This is a genomic window from uncultured Streptococcus sp., assembly GCF_963456385.1.
GTDB lineage: Bacteria > Bacillota > Bacilli > Lactobacillales > Streptococcaceae > Streptococcus.
On record NZ_CAUOLF010000010.1, the window covers coordinates 35,724 to 53,442 of the forward strand.

General features: G+C 41.8%; 21 protein-coding genes. 5 read left to right on the plus strand and 16 right to left on the minus strand.

Annotated elements, in window-relative coordinates; all coding sequences use genetic code 11:
• Positions 1–46 precede the first annotated feature (46 nt).
• Positions 47–2,044, minus strand: a complete 1,998-nt coding sequence (gene metG, locus RP262_RS05505) for a methionine--tRNA ligase (protein WP_311154532.1) — start codon at positions 2,042–2,044, stop codon at positions 47–49.
• Positions 2,045–2,289: 245 nt separating this feature from the next.
• On the opposite strand from metG, the gene RP262_RS05510 reads away from it, so the two are divergent.
• On the plus strand, positions 2,290–2,616 hold the full coding sequence (locus RP262_RS05510; protein WP_002909172.1) for a DUF805 domain-containing protein: 327 nt from the start codon (positions 2,290–2,292) through the stop codon (positions 2,614–2,616).
• A gap of 215 nt (positions 2,617–2,831) precedes the next feature.
• Positions 2,832–3,362, plus strand: a complete 531-nt coding sequence (locus RP262_RS05515) for a DUF805 domain-containing protein (RefSeq protein ID WP_311154533.1) — start codon at positions 2,832–2,834, stop codon at positions 3,360–3,362.
• A gap of 49 nt (positions 3,363–3,411) precedes the next feature.
• Here RP262_RS05515 and RP262_RS05520 read toward each other — a convergent pair whose 3' ends face one another.
• A complete protein-coding gene (locus RP262_RS05520) occupies positions 3,412–4,044 on the minus strand; it encodes a DUF421 domain-containing protein (RefSeq protein ID WP_311154534.1) in 633 nt (210 codons plus the stop codon).
• A complete protein-coding gene (locus tag RP262_RS05525; RefSeq protein WP_002903222.1) occupies positions 4,041–4,496 on the minus strand; it encodes a DUF3290 family protein in 456 nt (151 codons plus the stop codon). The genes RP262_RS05520 and RP262_RS05525 overlap by 4 nt, the downstream gene beginning before the upstream one ends.
• Positions 4,497–4,637: 141 nt before the next feature.
• Here RP262_RS05525 and RP262_RS05530 point away from each other — a divergent pair, with 141 nt between their 5' ends.
• Positions 4,638–5,465 (plus strand): exodeoxyribonuclease III, encoded by an 828-nt coding sequence (locus RP262_RS05530; RefSeq protein ID WP_311154535.1) that lies wholly within the window; start codon positions 4,638–4,640, stop codon positions 5,463–5,465.
• Between the two features lie 11 nt (positions 5,466–5,476).
• Complete coding sequence (locus tag RP262_RS05535) at positions 5,477–5,863, plus strand: VOC family protein (RefSeq protein WP_311154536.1); 387 nt, start codon at positions 5,477–5,479, stop codon at positions 5,861–5,863.
• 27 nt (positions 5,864–5,890) lie between these two features.
• On the opposite strand, the gene nth is transcribed toward RP262_RS05535, so the two are convergent.
• From nth to tmk, 12 genes are all read right to left on the minus strand, one after another.
• Complete coding sequence (gene nth / locus RP262_RS05540) at positions 5,891–6,520, minus strand: endonuclease III (protein WP_311154537.1); 630 nt, start codon at positions 6,518–6,520, stop codon at positions 5,891–5,893.
• Positions 6,521–6,614: 94 nt separating this feature from the next.
• Entirely contained in the window at positions 6,615–6,968 is a 354-nt protein-coding gene (locus RP262_RS05545; protein WP_125356706.1) for an arsenate reductase family protein, read from the minus strand.
• 134 nt (positions 6,969–7,102) lie between these two features.
• Complete coding sequence (locus RP262_RS05550; RefSeq protein ID WP_311154538.1) at positions 7,103–8,278, minus strand: 3-phosphoglycerate dehydrogenase family protein; 1,176 nt, start codon at positions 8,276–8,278, stop codon at positions 7,103–7,105.
• Between the two features lie 12 nt (positions 8,279–8,290).
• Entirely contained in the window at positions 8,291–9,382 is a 1,092-nt protein-coding gene (serC, locus tag RP262_RS05555) for a 3-phosphoserine/phosphohydroxythreonine transaminase (RefSeq protein ID WP_311154539.1), read from the minus strand.
• Between the two features lie 203 nt (positions 9,383–9,585).
• Entirely contained in the window at positions 9,586–10,512 is a 927-nt protein-coding gene (locus tag RP262_RS05560; protein ID WP_125356703.1) for a type II restriction endonuclease, read from the minus strand.
• Positions 10,509–11,111 (minus strand): PD-(D/E)XK nuclease superfamily protein, encoded by a 603-nt coding sequence (locus RP262_RS05565; RefSeq protein WP_002913086.1) that lies wholly within the window; start codon positions 11,109–11,111, stop codon positions 10,509–10,511. The genes RP262_RS05560 and RP262_RS05565 overlap by 4 nt, the downstream gene beginning before the upstream one ends.
• A complete protein-coding gene (locus RP262_RS05570; RefSeq protein WP_002913088.1) occupies positions 11,108–11,905 on the minus strand; it encodes a site-specific DNA-methyltransferase in 798 nt (265 codons plus the stop codon). Before RP262_RS05570 ends, RP262_RS05565 begins: the two co-directional genes overlap by 4 nt.
• Entirely contained in the window at positions 11,898–12,758 is an 861-nt protein-coding gene (locus tag RP262_RS05575) for a DNA adenine methylase (RefSeq protein WP_002913089.1), read from the minus strand. The genes RP262_RS05570 and RP262_RS05575 overlap by 8 nt, the downstream gene beginning before the upstream one ends.
• Before the next feature lie 112 nt (positions 12,759–12,870).
• Positions 12,871–13,740, minus strand: coding sequence for a 16S rRNA (cytidine(1402)-2'-O)-methyltransferase (gene rsmI / locus RP262_RS05580; RefSeq protein WP_311154540.1), 870 nt, complete (start codon positions 13,738–13,740; stop codon positions 12,871–12,873).
• Between the two features lie 2 nt (positions 13,741–13,742).
• Positions 13,743–14,060 (minus strand): DNA replication initiation control protein YabA, encoded by a 318-nt coding sequence (gene yabA, locus RP262_RS05585; protein ID WP_002894690.1) that lies wholly within the window; start codon positions 14,058–14,060, stop codon positions 13,743–13,745.
• A 24-nt stretch (positions 14,061–14,084) separates the two neighbouring features.
• On the minus strand, positions 14,085–14,975 hold the full coding sequence (locus RP262_RS05590; protein WP_311154541.1) for a DNA polymerase III subunit delta': 891 nt from the start codon (positions 14,973–14,975) through the stop codon (positions 14,085–14,087).
• Positions 14,972–15,610 carry a dTMP kinase gene (gene tmk, locus RP262_RS05595; protein ID WP_311154542.1) on the minus strand — a complete coding sequence of 213 codons (639 nt, stop codon included), beginning with the start codon at positions 15,608–15,610 and terminating at the stop codon, positions 14,972–14,974. Before tmk ends, RP262_RS05590 begins: the two co-directional genes overlap by 4 nt.
• Positions 15,611–15,922: 312 nt before the next feature.
• Here tmk and RP262_RS05600 point away from each other — a divergent pair, with 312 nt between their 5' ends.
• Positions 15,923–16,810 (plus strand): YitT family protein, encoded by an 888-nt coding sequence (locus RP262_RS05600; RefSeq protein WP_002923623.1) that lies wholly within the window; start codon positions 15,923–15,925, stop codon positions 16,808–16,810.
• A 33-nt stretch (positions 16,811–16,843) separates the two neighbouring features.
• Here the strand turns inward: RP262_RS05600 and RP262_RS05605 are convergent, their stop codons facing one another.
• Positions 16,844–17,500, minus strand: a complete 657-nt coding sequence (locus RP262_RS05605; RefSeq protein WP_002905931.1) for a CBS domain-containing protein — start codon at positions 17,498–17,500, stop codon at positions 16,844–16,846.
• Between the last annotated feature and the right edge of the window lie 219 nt (positions 17,501–17,719).

Consider the following 17,719-nt stretch of genomic DNA (forward strand, 5'->3'; position numbering starts at 1 on the left):
CCCCCAACAGACTCCTGCTGGGGGATCGTTATTAGATCAAAAATTGTTATCCAATCAAACTTCCATTTGGGACATTTTCGTCCACAGTAAGGAGAGTAAGTTGGTCGCCGTGCTCGGCTGATAGAATCATCCCTTGGCTGACATATTTTTTCATCATCTTACGTGGTTTGAGATTAGCTACGATTTGGACTTTCTTACCGACCAGTTCTTGCTCGTTTGGATAGTATTTAGCAATACCAGAGAGGATTTGGCGGTCCTCACCGTCTCCTGCATCCAAGCGGAACTGAAGAAGCTTATCCGATCCTTCAACTTTAGACACCTCTTTGACTTCTGCGACACGGATTTCCACCTTATCGAAGTCGTCAAACTTGATTTCTTTGCGGTTAAGTTTGAGCTCGACTTCTTCTGGATTCCATTCTTTTTCAACCGCAGGTTTGTTGCCCTCCATTTGTCCCTTAATATAGGCAATTTCTTCTTCCATATCCAGACGAGGGAAGATTGGTGTTCCTTTTTCTACAACTGTCAGACCTGCTGGGAGTTGGTCAATTGCTAGGTTTTCCAGCGAAGTTGCTTGAGGCAAGCCAAGTTGGCTGAGGACAGCCTTGCTTGTTTCCATCATGAAAGGATCAATCATGTGTGCCACAACACGAAGGCTGGCTGCCAAGTGGCTCATAACTGCTGCCAGTTCTTTGATTTTGGTTTCATCCTTAGCCAGAACCCAAGGAGCGGTTTCATCGATATATTTATTGGTGCGGGAGATGAGCGTCCAGACTGCTTCTAGGGCGCGTGGGTAGTCTACTGCATCCATGTGTTTGTAGTAGTCAGCGATGGATTCAGATGCCACCTGAGCCAGAGCTCCGTCAAAATCCGTCACATTTTCTTCATAGGCTGGCACTTGACCGTCAAAGTACTTGTTAATCATAGAAACAGTACGGTTGAGCAAGTTTCCAAGGTCATTAGCTAACTCATAGTTGATACGACCTACATAGTCCTCAGGTGTGAATGTTCCATCAGATCCCACCGGAAGACTACGCATGAGGTAATAACGCAGGGCATCCAAACCATAACGTTCTACCAGCATTTCCGGATAGACCACATTCCCCTTAGACTTGGACATCTTGCCATCCTTCATGACAAACCAACCGTGGGCAATCAAGCGGTCGGGCAGCTTAATATCCAGCATCATGAGCAGGATTGGCCAGTAGATAGAGTGGAAACGCAGAATGTCCTTGCCCACCATGTGGAAGACTGTTCCATTCCAGAATTTATCGTAGTTAGCATGATCATCCTGACCGTAGCCAAGTGCTGTCGCATAGTTGAGTAGGGCATCAATCCAGACATAGATAACGTGTTTAGGATTGGATGGCACCGGCACACCCCAAGTAAAGGTCGTCCGAGATACCGCTAAATCTTCCAGGCCCGGCTCAATGAAGTTTTTCAGCATTTCATTAAGACGTCCGTCCGGCGTGATAAAGTCTGGATGAGATTTGAAAAATTCTACCAAGCGGTCTTGGTACTTGCTGAGACGGAGGAAATAAGACTCTTCTGATACCCACTCCACTTCATGTCCAGATGGCGCAATTCCGCCGGTTACCTTTCCATTTTCATCACGGAAGACTTCTGCCAACTGGCTTTCAGTGAAAAATTCCTCGTCAGAAACCGAATACCAGCCTGAATATTCACCCAAGTAGATGTCATCTTGAGCAAGCAAACGTTCAAAGACGTGAGCCACTACTTTTTCATGGTAATCGTCTGTGGTACGGATAAATTTATCATATGAGATATCCAGTAATTGCCAGAGTTCTTTAACTCCAACTACCATGCCATCAACATAGGCTTGTGGTGTAATACCAGCTTCTTCTGCTTTTTGTTGAATCTTTTGGCCATGCTCATCAAGACCAGTCAGATAAAAGACATCGTAGCCCATAAGGCGTTTGTAACGTGCTAAGACATCACATGCGATAGTTGTGTAGGCAGAACCGATATGGAGCTTACCGCTCGGATAGTAGATAGGGGTTGTAATATAAAAGTTCTTTTCAGACATGATTTCTCCTTAGGAGGCAAATGAGACCTCTTTTTATTCGGAAATTGCCATTTATCAAGCAGATAAACCGCAAACTTCAACACTTTATTTTATCACCATTTGAAAAATAAAACAATGGATTGCTAACCTGGATGTATCTGCTAAGCAACGGTGAAAATGGATGTACTTCTAAAAACAAAAATTAAATTGCAATATTTAGTGATTTATAATATAATAAGATAAATAAAATTATTTAGGAGATTATTATGATTTATGCATATCTTGATTTTTGGCGGAGAGCTTTTGACTTCGCTGGGCGGTCAGATCGCCCAGATTATTGGTGGGCTGTATTTGCCAATATGTTGATAGCTGTCTTATCTTTAATTTTCTTACTTATGGTTGGAGAGGAAGCAGCCCCTCTTCTATCGCTAATTCAGATTTATGGTTTCTTTACTATCATTCCAAATCTATCTCTGTCCATACGCCGTCTGAGAGATGCTGGTTACCATTGGGCTTTTATCTTCGTATCTTTTATTCCAGTTATTGGTAATTTCATTCTACTCTTCCTCCACTGTCAACCCTCAGAATACTAAAAAATTAACATTAATCACTTTCTGATAATCAGACCAACCCAAACTGTACTGCCCTCAAAAGTTAGATTTTTTGTGTCTAACTTTTGAGGGGTAGTGCAAACAGGTTGGTTTTTATGTTACACTATTTCACTAAAACACCCTGTATTTTCTGAAAACTTGCAAATACAATCCAAATATAGTACACTAAATAAAAAAATAATAAAAGGATTTTTAATATGATTGATGCCTACAAAAAGTTTTGGAAGGGCTATGTAGACTTTACTGGTCGCTCAACTCGCTCAGAATATTGGTGGTCTGTTCTCTGCCACTTCTTAGTAATGCTGCTACTTCTTTGTTTTGCTCTTGGTATTGAAACAGCCTTAAACTCTGAGACTGGGGCAACATTATCTATCACTTTAATAACTCTGTTAGTGTTGTATTTCTTTGCAATTATTCTTCCCTATCTCGCCATTCAGATCCGACGTCTGCGAGACGCTGGCTTTCACTGGGCACTTATCTTTTTATCGATTGTTCCATTTAGCCGCTTGATTTTGACTATTCTTTATTGCCAACCTACAAAATATGAACCCGTTATAAATAATTATTATAATAATCAGAATTACCAAGAACAACAATTTGGCCAAAATTCTTATCAAAATCAGCAAAATTACCAAGGACAGCAATTTGATCAGAACTCCTATCAAAATCAGCCCAATCCTCAACAAAATTTTGCATCAGCTGAAAACAAGCAAAGTCCATTTGAATAAAGCAAAAGCCATTCCGCTTCTGGAATGGCTTTCTCTTTGCAAGATTTTCTCAATAGGTCACAACATTCAAATTGCCACTTTCATACTCAGCGATGAAGATATTCGAAATATCGGTGTATCCGTCTTTAGCCAGTCTCCCCACCAGCCACTCTTCTGTTTTATCAATAGACTCCAGAATATCAATTTGGACAACACCATCTGTGATAAGGGGATATTTAGGATTCTCTTCACCAGCCTGTACAATAATCAGCTGGCCGTTTTGCTCTATAACTGCCCGTTTGACCTGCTTGAGCTGGAAAATACCTTGGCTGCGCAGCTTCAAAGCTACATCTGCTGCTGAAAGACCAACAGAACGGCAGGCTTCGGGACTCAATTTCCCATGCTGAATCAACGTTGTCGGCTTGCCATCAATCAAATGCTTAACCGCACGGACATTGTTATTGAGCCACTTTAGGGTCAAGACCAAGATAGTCCACATGATGAGAATGACTGCATACTGAAGAATGTTAATAGAGCTATTATAAATCACCCCACCGATAATACCACCAAGGACATAGTTTTGAATCTGGTCGATCGCTGAATTTGGCGCCAGATTGCCTTTTCCGGTCACATTGATAACAAAAACCAGTGAGAAAAGTCCCAGTGCTAGCTTAATTAGGATTTCAAGAAAATTCAATGTCATTTTTCAACCTCCACTATTTCGATATCTGTCGTCTTATGCAAGTCAATTTTTTCAAGGAGATATTTATCCGGCTCACTGCCACTCATAGCCCGATAAAAATTCTTTCCGACCTTCAAAATCGCTCCATCAGTTGCGGCTGAAGTATTGACATAGACCTCCGACTTATCGACTCCCAAGTCTTCTGAAATAACCTCAATAAAATGCAGAGAGGTTTGAAACTGGTTATTAGAGGCTTGGTCAGTCTGAAAATTACTAATACCAATCAAGACCATGGCCACCAAGGCCAAAACAGAGATGATGGCTAGTTCTCGAAATTTTGAATCACGCTTATTGCGATAGGCCTTAAAAGCAAAAAATCCTGTCACAAGCAGAAGCAAGACAGAAAGTGCAACTGTCACCCAGTTTTGCTGGCTAATCTGACTCAAAACATAATCATAAGAATAGAATTTCATGGTTTCTTCCCTCTATTTTTCTAGGATAATTATAGAAAAATTTTCATTATTTTTCAAGCTTTCTTACAATCACTTTGCTATAAATCATTCCTAAATTTTGTTATAATAAACTCAGTAAATTTTACTAGAAAAGGAAATTTTATGAAACTCATCTCTTGGAACATTGACTCTCTCAACGCTGCATTGACCAGTGATTCTGCCCGCGCTCAGCTTTCTCAAGCTGTCCTTCAAACCTTGCAAGCTGAAAACGCAGATATTATCGCCATTCAGGAAACAAAACTGTCTGCAACAGGTCCGACTAAAAAGCACTTGGAGATTTTGACAAATCTTTTCCCAGACTATGAAAACACCTGGCGCTCCTCCCAAGAGCCAGCACGTAAGGGCTATGCAGGAACCATGTTCCTCTACAAAAAAGAACTGACGCCAACCGTAACCTTCCCTGAAATCGGCGCTCCATCAACCATGGATGTCGAAGGCCGCATCATTACGCTGGAATTTGACAACTTCTTCGTCACTCAGGTCTATACGCCCAATGCTGGCGATGGACTCAAACGCTTGGATGACCGTCAAGTCTGGGATGCTAAATATGCTGAATATTTGGCAACACTAGATGAACAAAAACCAGTACTTGCTACTGGCGACTACAATGTGGCCCACAAGGAAATCGACTTGGCCAATCCAGCAAGCAACCGCCGTTCACCAGGCTTTACCAACGAAGAACGTGCTGGCTTCACCAACTTGCTGGCTAAAGGCTTCACCGACACCTTCCGCCACCTACACGGCGATATTCCTAACCAATACACCTGGTGGGCGCAGCGCAGCAAGACTTCTAAAATCAACAATACAGGCTGGAGAATCGACTACTGGCTGACAAGCAACCGCGTGGCTGACAAGGTGACCAAGTCTGATATGATTGACTCCGGTGCGCGCCAAGACCACACACCCATTGTCATGGAGATTGAACTCTAAGGAGAAAACGAATGGACTATCAAGCTGTCATTCCTGAATTTGTAGTATCTGACTTCGAAAAATCACGCCACTTCTACTGCGACCTGCTAGGATTCTCTGTCGAATACGAGCGTCCAGAGGAGAAATTTCTCTTCCTCTCGCTTGAAGACTGCCAACTTATGCTAGAAGAAGGCAGCGCAGAAGAATTAGCACAACTGACCTATCCTTTCGGGCGCGGTATCAATATTTCCTTTGGCATTGAAGATGTCCCTCAGCTCCACCAAAAACTGCTGGAAGCTGACTATCCCATCCATCGTCCGCTGACGAAAAGAGAATTTCGAGTGGGAGATAGCTTTATTTATCCCCATGAATTTGCGATTTTGGATCCAGATGGTTATTTTTTAAGATTTAGTGAATAAGAAAGCGAAGTCATCAGACCTCGCTTTTTATATGTCCTTAAAGTTATAGAGTTGCGGATAGTGATCGCACTCGGGATTTTTAGGATGGCAGATAGCCCGTCCAAAGTAAATCATGGCCTGATGGGCTGGCAGCCAACGTTCCGGTGGAAGGACATCCATAACTCGCTTTTCTACTTCCAATGGCGTTGCCGACTTTTTAACGATATCATGGTGCTTGCAGATGCGCTCCACATGGGTATCGACAGCAAAGGCCGGAATGCCAAAGCCCACACTCATGACTACATTGGCCGTCTTGCGACCAACACCAGCTAGACTTTCCAATTCCGCCCGCGTTTGTGGTACTTGACCGTCAAAGTCGTCCAAAAGCTGCTGGGCGCATTTCTTCAAAAATTTGGCCTTGTTGCGATAGAGCCCTAGGCGGGAGATGTATTTAGCAATGTCTGCTTCACCAGCCTTAGCCATATCCTGTGGAGTCGGATAAGCCTCAAATAGGGCGGGGGTTGCCTTATTGACCGCAGCATCTGTCGTCTGAGCCGACAGCATGACCGCTACCAAAAGCTCAAAGTGATTGCGAAAATCCAGACTGGGCTTGGCGTCAGGGAAAAGAGCAATAATCTCTTCAATCACATGACGAGCCCGTTTTTTTGATAAAACCATGATTCTTCTTTCTAAGATTGAGATAGATTTATTATATCATGAAAGGAAGAAGCATCCAAAAAACTTGATTGATAAAGTAGCTGGTCTTAATACTTTACAAACCTAACTCTCCATACGCCTTCCGGTAGCCAATCTGCAAGATTTGGTTATCTCGAACCAAGAGCGGTCGTTTAATCAGCATGCCGTCTGTCGATAATAAATCTGCAGCTTCCTGAGCTGTTAAATGTGGCACCTTTTCTTTGAGCCCTAGCTCACGATATTTGAGACCGCTGGTATTGAAAAAGGCCTTGATCTCAAAATCAGAATTCTGAATCCAGTCTAGAAGTTGGTCTCGGCTAGGTGTATTTTGGACAATATCTACCGCTTCAAAGTCCACTCCTAATTGATTGAGCTCAGCCTTGGCCTTGCGGCAGGTAGAGCATTTTGGGTATTCGATAAATTGTAACATTGTTTTTCCTCCGTCCCTATAATAGCCCAGCTAGCTTCTTCTTGTCAAGCTGAGACTCATTAGAAAAAGCCGACAAGAGAAAGGCTCATCGGCTGGTATAGGCGCATTCCATGAAGAAACACCTCTATTTTCGGTTATTTTTTAATCAAACGCACGCGCACAATATTGTCGCTATTCTTAAATTTATCAACCAGCTCCTGAATCTTGCTTTCGTCCGACTCATCCAGATCCAGCAAAGTATAAGCATAATCGCCCTTGGAACGATTGATGATATTGTCAATATTGATATTCAAATCACTGACCGCTGTTGAAATCCGAGCCACAATATTCGGTACATTTTTGTTAATCAGGGTAATCCGATAAGGCGCTGAGAGAGCCTGACGGACATTAGGGAAATTCACTGAGTTGATAATCTCGCCCGTTTCCATGAAGCGTCGGATGGTTTTCCCAGCCATAATGGCACAGTTGAGCTCAGCTTCTTTGGTCGAGCCACCCAAATGCGGAAAGACTGTAATCTGCGGATGACGGAGCAGCTCTTCTACACCAAAGTCTGTGATATAGCGCTTGATAACACCTGCTTCCAAGGCTTCAAAGAGGGCAGCGTTATCCACCAGCTCGCCACGGGCAAAGTTGATGAGGGTTGTTCCCTTTTGCATAAGACCAAAAGCAGCCTGATCAAAAGTAGCGCGTGTATCCTCAGTCAGGGGCACGTGGATAGTGATATAATCACTCTTCTCAAAGATTTCCTTAATATCCGCTACCCGTTTGACATGGCTAGAGATATTCCAAGCTGTTTCAATGGATACATAAGGGTCATAACCAAGGACATTCATTCCCAGACGATAGGCATCGTTAGCAATACGGCCGCCGATAGCTCCTAACCCAATGACTCCCAAAGTCTTCTCTGCAATCTCTGTCCCAGCAAACTGCTTCTTACCAGCTTCCACTTGCTTGGGAACATCATCTCCAGAAAGGCCGTTAGCCCAACTGTTAGCTGCGATATAGTCACGGGCAGACAGGAGAATGGAAGCCAAGACCGCTTCTTTCACCGCATTGGCATTAGCTCCTGGCGTATTGAAGACTACAATTCCCTGAGCCGTTGCCTGTTCGACCGGAATATTATTGGTTCCTGCGCCTGCCCGCGCAATAGCTTTGAGCTTGCTTGGAAATTCCTGTCCATGCAGGTTTTGACTACGTAGGATATAAGCATCCGGATTGTCAGACTTGTCTCCGTCAATCTGAAAAGCATTACCTAGCTCCTTAAGACCGATTTGATTGATGTTGTTAAAGGTTTTGACACTAAAGACCATAGTTTCCCTCTCTTAAGAATTTTCTTCTTCAAATTTCTGCATAAAGGCAATCAAGTCCTTGACACCTTGGAGCGGAAAGGCATTGTAGAGACTAGCTCTCATGCCGCCTACGCTGCGGTGCCCCTTGATATTCTTGAATCCCGCTGCTGCAGCCTCTTTGTTAAATTTGGCGTCCAGCTCTTGGCTAGGAGACACAAAGGGAATATTGGCTACTGAGCGCTGCTCCTTGTAACGGACTGGACTGCGGTAAAAGTCAGACTGCTCAATGAAGTCGTACAAAAGGCCAGATTTTTCACGATTGCGCTTTTCCATTTCTGCTACACCACCCAGCTCCTTGACCCACTCAAAAACCAGCTTGGCCATATAGATGGCGAAAGTAGGTGGTGTATTGTAAAGAGAGCCATTGTCCGCCTGAATGCGGTAATCCAACATGCTAGATAGAACTGGACCATCATTCAACAAGTCTTCTCGGATGATGACAACAGTCACGCCAGCAGGTCCGATATTCTTCTGAGCCCCAGCATAAATCAAACCAAAATCCTCTACTCGGTACTGAGCAGCCAGGATATTAGAAGACATGTCCGCCACAATCGGCACGCCATTAGTCGCAGGAAGGTCATAAACAGCCGTTCCTTCGATAGTATTATTGGTTGTCAGATGCACATAAGGCGCCTGCGGATCAATCTCCTTTTCATCAAAAGAAGGAATTTCCGTGTAATTTAAATCCTCTGATGAAGCCAAAAGAATAGGCTCAAATGGAATGAACTTAGACAGCTTGACTGCTTCGGTGTAAGCTTTCTTTCCCCAAGATCCAGCCACTAGGTAATAGGCCTTGCCGCCTTGAGCTAGATTAAGGGGAATCATGCTAAACTGGGTAGAAGCCCCGCCCTGCAGGAAGAGCACGCGGTAATTATCCGGAATATCCATGAGCTCACGCAGCAAGCTCTCAGCTTCTTTGATAATATCGTCAAATTCCTTGGATCGGTGGGACAACTCCATCACACTCATGCCACTTTGGGTATAGTCTAAAAACTCAGCCTGAGCTTTTTTCAAGACTTCCTTGGGCAATACTGCCGGTCCAGCAGAAAAATTGTAAATCGTCATATCCTACCTCCAAAATTTATTTTGTATATCATATCACAAAGTTTAGAAAATATCTATTTTTTCTTAAAAAGAAGGAAATTTTTTAAGAAAACACGAACAAAATAAAGAAAAATAATAAAAGAAGCTATGAAAGCTTCTAATCATTTTAGATCTAGTTTTAAATAAAGCAATTATATCAATACAAAACTACCGCTGATAAATGTTTAGTTTCTAATCAATTTTTTTGGCATCAATAAATCATACAAATAACCATGTTTAAGCATATCCAAATTAAACACATATGGAATATGAGCAAATGCCTCTGCTAATGGCAAACGAGCTGTTTTCCAGCCCAATCCATCTGTTACCCAAACAAACTCAACATCATCTGGTGAATTGACGACGAACTGGCTCAATTCAGTAAACTCTCCAGCAACAGCCTTCAGTTTGCTGCCGCCTCCGCCATAGTAGTTTGTTTCAATCAACCAAATTTTATGTTTTTCCTTTGAATAAACAGCTACATCAAAACGTCGTTGTGATTTATCAACTGGTACTTCTATATTCCACTTTTCTTTTATGAAAGATGGCGTGGCTTGGGATTTAAACTCTAAATCATACTGCTGACAAACTTTAGCAACACTTCGTTCAAGTATGCCTTCCATAGTCGTTCCACTTCGATTTTTACGAGCATTACTATCTAATCCTGCTTCTACACCATACACATAATCGACAAGTGATCGGCTAGCTTCCTTTTGTAAAAAGTACAACAAACCGGCTTGCTCAATAAAATCTACATAAACTTTTATATCACTTTTGTCAATCTTCTTAAAATCTAATTGATGAAAGCTCATATTATCATCTTCATCCAAGGAAAGAATATCTAAAACTTTATCACGGCTGGCAATCAAGCTAGGAACAGCCCTCAGTAAATCAGGCTGTTTTGAAAATAAATTAAAGGCCTCTTCATAAATATTATCTTTACCAATTAAATAGTTGAGAGTATTTAATTCAAGTTCAAACTCCTTTGTCTCCCGTCTAACCTTATTCCAATTTACATAGTACCCTGGTGTACGGTTGGTAACTGAAAGAGTCGAGAGGAAATATTGTAATCTTTCGTCTGATGATAGTTGAATATAATTCTCTAAGTTCATATTTCCTCCTTTGGTATAGGTAAACCAAACTCCTTTAAAGGAATATAATTAAAGCGATAGTAACATCCTACACTTATAATATAATCTAAGACATCTTTATAATTTGAATTTAAAAACCATTCATCAAGTAAATAATAATATTTAACTTCTTTATTTAAAGGTGAAAATAACTTTTTATATTGTTTCAACTTAAAATCACATGTTTGTAATTTTTCATCAACACTTCCTTGAGTTTTTTGCGTTTTCTTTTCAATGATAAAAACTGTATTATTATCCATTACAAAAATGGAATCATCTGGTAACAATTTTTTGGAAATAATCGCTTTATAGTTCAGGCTTACTTCATCAAAATAACGATATAAACCATGTTTTTGAAAAATTTCTGCTACTTTTTCCCCTTCAAAATTTACTATCCACCGTGCTGTGGAGCTCCTTTTTATTTTTCTTACCTCGCCTGTTCGTTTCACAAGTTTAATATCAAAATCATTTTCCACAACTTCATATCCACTTTGTTTTGAAATAAAATTTGGCAAGTCTGTTTTCAATTCAAAAGCTAGGCCTGTTTTCGTATTTGCACCACCTACGCCACCTTTTTTCATCTCTCTTCCTCCAATCTTCTTTTGGCTATTTCTAAATAATCTTTTTCCGCATCAATACCAATAAATTTACGACCTAACCGCTTAGCTACAACTCCTGTTGTTCCACTGCCAACAAAGGGATCAAGTATATAATCATTTTCTTTTGTGCTAGCCAAAATGATCCGTTCTAATAAATATTCTGGCTTTTGTGTTGGATGTTTTCCTGCCCACTTCTCTGCCTTTTTAGTTAATGGTCCTATCCACACATCCTTCATCTGTTTACCACCATTAATATCTTTCATCAAATCATAATTATAGTAATGCTTAGCTTTTTTATCATCTTTACGAGCCCACAAAATCGTTTCCGTGGAATGAGTAAAATAGCGGCAAGATAGATTCGGAGCTGGGTTGCTCTTTTGCCAAGTAATATTATTTAAAATTTTAAAACCTTCTTGTTCCAAGGCCATACCCACAGAGTAAATATTATGTAAGCTGCCTGAAATCCAGATAGTACCATTAGGCTTTAAAATAGGTCTGACTAATCGTAACCACCGTCGATTAAAGTCATGTTTCTCCTCAAGGCCAGAAACCTTATCCCAATCACCTTTATCAACAGAGACAATGTTACCGCCAGAATTTGAAAAACCCCCGTTACTCAAAAAGTATGGTGGATCAGCAAAGATCATATCCATACTTTCTGGCTTCATTTTTGATAAGAAGTCAAAGGTATCTGCATGAACCAGAATAGCCCTTTCCTTATTATAGTATGGTTTTGTCATTAAAACACCCCCATACTTATATTCGTAATTAGTCATAATTTGTTACTATAATTTCTGAAATTTTTCCACGACTTGAGCTCTTAGCACCATTAGTTCGCTGAGCTTCCACAAAATAAATATTAAAATCCTTGTATAATTCTTCTACCAAAGGACTCGAGGAATTTGACAGCATGGCATAGACTCCTCGCTCCGTCAATTCCTTAAAAGTATCGCGTAGACGAACCTGTTCCTCATAAGAAAAGCCCTCGTGGGTATAAGAGGTAAATGAGCTTGTTTCGTTTAACGGAATATAGGGCGGATCAAAATAGACAAAATCGCCAGTTTCAGCATCCTTAACTGCCTCCGCAAAATCTGTTTGCAAAATTTCTACATCATTCTCATTTAGATATTCACTGATTTGATAAAGTAAATCTACATCCACTATTTTGGGATTTTTGTAGCGACCGTAAGGAACATTAAACTGATTTTTAGAATTAACTCGATACAATCCATTGAAATCAACCCGAAGCATGTAGAGAATTCGTGCCGCTCTCTCTACCCCTGTCATCCTGCTAATTCGGCCATCGCGATCTGCCGAACGCAATGCTAAATAATAATCTTTGCTATTATTCTCTTTATGCTTTATCAGTAAATTAATCAATTCAGCTGGATTATTTTTTATCTGGCGATAGGCATTTATCAGTTCCTCGTTAAAGTCATTAATGACCGCTTGTTCTGGAGCCAAATCAAAAAATAAAGCTCCGCCGCCAACAAATGGCTCAAAATAGCGACCATAAGTCTCCGGCATGTAGCTCCTTAACTCTTCTAAAAGTTGGCGCTTTCCCCCAGTCCATTTAGTAAACGGTTGGAGATTATAATATTTTAATTTTACATTAGTGTCTAAAGACATGATTATTCCTTTTAAGTGTAATGAAATTATTATAACACATACCAAACAAAGAATTTGCTTTTATGTTATAAAATACAAAGAAGCCGCTAAAAAGAAAAGTTGAAATAAGATTTCAACTTCCTCTTAGTTCATGATAAACCGCATAGAGCTCGCTCTTGTTCCTGCCGTATTTTTTGGCCACGTTCTTGATGGCTTGATTTTTTTTGCTGCCGGCTTTAACTAAGAGATCAATTTCAGCTAGGATCTGCTCTTGAGATATTTCTTGTTGAGCATCTTCTGCCGCCCCAGCTATAATCAAGAGACATTCTCCTTTTGGCGGATGTTCAGCTGTATAGTCCAACAGCTCTGAAATCAGCCCTCGCTGATACTCTTCATGAATCTTAGTCAGCTCGCGCACCAAGACGACTTGTCGGTCACCATAAACTGCCAGCATATTTTCCAGCGTAGCCCGAACCCGATGAGGGGATTCGTAGAAAATCTGGGTCTCAGGATAGGACTTTTTGCTAGTGAAAAATTCCTTCTGCTGGCCAGCCTTTCTAGGCAGAAAGCCATAGAAAATATGCGGTTGGGGAGCCAATCCGCTGGCAATCAAGGCTGTTATTCCAGCACTAGGACCAGGAATCGGTACTACAGTAATTCCAGCTTCTAGCGCTGCCTGAACCAAATCATGTCCAGGATCAGAAATGCTGGGCAGACCAGCATCCGAAACCTGGGCTATATCACTTCCACTTTGAAGCATGTCCAAGAGAACTGGAATTTTCTCCTTGGCGTTGTGCTCGTGAAAACTGATCTGCTTAGTCTCAATCCCAAAATGCTTAAGCAGCAGGCCCGTATTTCTCGTATCTTCAGCCGCAATCCTGTCGACCTCTTTCAGGGTATTGACCATACGGATGCTCATATCATCCAGATTGCCGATAGGAGTCGCGACCAGATAAAGCTTGCCGTAGGCAGTTTCGCCCTTAAAACTTTTTTGAACCTGCATCACTACTCCCTAAATAACAATTCATCACAGAACATACACTCTGCGTCATTCTCCCGGCGCTGACCGTAGAAATCCGTACATACATGAAAGCCGTCATAGTAAAGCTTACGCAGATTATCCCGGTTTTTCTTGGTCTTGGTCGGAGCTTCCTTCTCCACCTCTCCCAAACGCTCCCGCAGCTTGTCATTTTCCAGATGCAGAGCAATATTTTCCTCTACCACACTCTTGAGATTTTTCTTGACAGCCTCCACCTCAGCAAGGGTCACTAAAAGCGTCTGTGAAAAATCATCCAAAGCGTCAAATAAGTCTTTTTTATCCATTTTATACTCCTGTGCTGCCTCTTTTTACTTTCCCTTCAAAGTCATATATTCTAAAGCGTTTTGAAAAGATACATTGGCCCGCCACATCTTCCGAGCCAGCAAAAGCTGCTCCAAGGCCTGTCGACCGCTTTCTGATGCTATTTCCTTGTAAAATAACACTTCCAAGAGCTTGAAGACCTGTTCCTGCTTCTCCTTATCATCAGCCAGCTTTGCTAGACGCGAAACCTGCAGAAATGCCTGACTGGAGCGAGTCTGAAAATCCTTGACGAAGCGCTCGCATTCGCTGACTAATTCAAAAAAGGCGTTATTATGAGCCAAGCTTTTCGCTTCTAACTGAGTCTGACTATAGGCAGCTAGCAGCTCTGCTCGACTTTTAATCAAGCCATCCTGTTCCAAACTGTGCTGCAGAGCAGCTGTATTTTTCAAGAAATGATAAACCTGAGTCCGACTTCGAATCGTCGGCAGAATCAGCTGTTCATCAGCAGTCAGGAGAAAGATATAAATCTCGCTCTGCGGCTCCTCAATGACTTTGAGCAAGGAATTGGCTGCATTGACGTGCATCCGATCCGCATCGCAGATAATGAAAACCTGCCGACTGCCTTCCAGACCGCTCTGAGAGAAGTTTCGGACCAGCTCCCGAACCCGGTCTGTTTTGATAATGTTATTAACCGGTCGCACCACCGTTACATCAGAAAAATCTTCTTCTGCAATCAAACGACAAGAACGACAGGACTGACAAGGCCAGACGCCTTTCTTATTATCGCAAAAGAGACTCTGAGACAGGATTTGGGCCATTTCAAAACTGCCAAAAGCTCCGGTAAACAAGTAGGCGTGACTAAGCCGTTCCTGTTCCAAAATATGCTGAAACTGCTCAAACAAGCTGGGCTGGCTTTGCTGTAAATCTTTTATCTTCATGACGGATTCCCAAATCGTTCCTGAATGATGGCCAAACTATCAGCCACTACCTTATCCAAAGGTTGACTGGCATCTACCTTGACAAAGCGCTCAGGCTCCTTGTCAAGAATCGCCAAATAGCCCTGCCGAACCCGCTGATGCAAGTCCAAACCTTCCAAATCAAGCCGATTCACCTCTCGGCTTTCACTCTTAGCAATCCGCGCCAGCCCTTCTTCCACATCAATATCAAAATAGAGGGTCAAATCAGGCTTGAGTCCATCTGTCGCAAACTGATTGAGCCATTCAATGTCTGCTACATCCAGCCCTCGGCCGTAGCCTTGATAGGCCACTGAACTATCAATAAAACGATCCATCAAGACAAGCTTCCCTTGGGCCAAAGCTGGCAAAACCCGCTCAGCCAAGTGCTGACGGCGGCTGGCAATGTACAGCAAGAGCTCAGTCTTAGCATCCATTGCCGTATGACTAGGTTCCAAAATCACTTCGCGGATAGCCTCCGCAATCTGGACGCCACCCGGCTCCCGCGTCGTAATCAGGCCAGTACCATAATTTTTCAAAAAAGGAAGCAAGGCTTCCAACACACTCGACTTTCCAGCCCCTTCTGGACCTTCCAGCGAAATCAAAATACCATTTTTCATCTTTACCTTGAATCTCTAACTTCTATTTTTTAATTTTTATAAGAAAATGCAGATAAGACTTGCCCTAAAGCTTGATATAATCTACTTTTCAGAGTCCGTCCACATTACTGTACAGGCTGATAAGAGCCGATTCCGTCAACTCGTTATTTTCATCCTACTCTTTTTTATCTATTGTTTATTTTACCAAAAAAAAAGCCAAAAGCCCATCATAAGAAAAGACTTTAAAAATTTTTTCAAAGTGTTTCACAAAGGCTAAATTTTTGGTAAAATATATTCAGAATAAATTTCTGGAAATAGATTTAGGAGGATCTTATGTTTAAATTAAAAAACGTACTGGCCATCATTTTTGGGGCTGGAATTTTTTCTTTTGGGATTCATTATTTGGTCATTCCTTTTCATTTATATGAAGGTGGCGCGACGGGTTTGACCTTGATTGCCTACTATCTATTTAAAATCCCTGTCTCGACGACCAACCTGATTATTAACATTCCTCTCTTTATTATTGCTTGGAAGCTGTTAGGCTCGCGAACCCTCTATCTCAGCATTCTAGGGACCTTCTCCGTGTCTGCTTGGCTCAAAATTTTTGAAATTCTACCTGCCTCCAAACACTTGCAAGACTATTTTCTTTCAGCTCTGGACGGGGATGTTTTACTGGCCTGCCTTGGAACAGGGATTGTTTTGGGGATTGGACTAGGCATCATCTTCAATGCTGGCGGAACGACGGGCGGTACTGACATTGTAGCCCGCATCTTTAATAAATACACTAGCATTTCCATGGGCAAACTCATGCTGACTGTTGATTTTGTGGTCATCACCTTAGTTCTCCTTGTTTTCAAAGACCTACGCATGGTGTCTTATACCCTGATGTTTGTCTTTATCACCTCGCGCGTCATTGACCTGATTGCAGAAGGAGGCTTTGCCGGCAAGGGATTCCTTATCGTTACCAGCAAACCGGCTGAACTGGCTGAAGCTATCAATAACAAGCTGGATCGTGGAGTGACCTTCCTCAAGGGTCAAGGCTTCTATAGCAAGCAGGACTTGCAGATTGTCTACTGCGTTGTATCCCGTAACGAAATGCAGCAGATGAAGAAACTCATTAACCAAGTCGATCCATTTGCCTTTACAACTATTACCGAAGCCCATGAGATTTTGGGCGAAGGCTTTACTTTAGATGCTAACAAACAACCTATTGTACGTTAAAAACCTCATCTAATGATGAGGCTTTTTTATCGCTTATAAAGCTTTTGCTGAAGTATGTGTAATCTCAGCCAGCTCAATCGCATGCTCTTCAAATTTTTTCTTGAGAAGCGCCGTATCTATATTACCAGCTAATTGTACTTCAATAACAACCTTTCCATCCTTACGTGGGATATTGACGGTATTGGAGATGTTGAGATTTTCTTCCACCAGAAGACGGATAATCTGCTCAAGAACCCCCACCTTATTCTCAGTGACAAAGCGCAGACGGACTCCCTCTTCACCATAGCCAGATACTTCTAAGAAAGCCTTGAAAATATCACGGTCAGTAATAACCCCGTAAAGTTGCTCATTGTCCACGACAGGCAGGATACCAATCTTATTTTTCAGCATCAGATAGGTCGCATCTTCCAAGCTAGCAAACTGAGAAATTGTGACCACATCACGAATCATAACATCACCAACCTTGGTTTTGTTGAGAAGATAGTTCATCTCATAAATGGACAGACTCGTTGCCTTAGATGGACTAGCTTCTGCAATCGTTCCTTCTGTCACCAGTCCCACTAGTTGGTCATTCTCAATCACTGGCAGACGGTGAAGTTTTTGCTCACGCATCATATCAGCCGCATGAGCAATCGTTGTATTTGGGCTGATATAAACTACCTTACGCGTCATAAAATCTTTAACTGCCATAAAAGTTCCCTCTACTTCCTATCCATAATTCTTATACTTATTATACTTTATTTTGAGGCTGATTTCAAACGCTTCCAAGGCCTATGCCTAAGTTTTCAAAATTTAGAAAAATCCCGCGATTGGAAAAATTGAAGATAGGAAATGGTCGACTATACTATCTCACTTCAGAGAAATTTTTAAAGATAAAGTTTTAGCTAGTCGGTAATGAGTTAATATGCA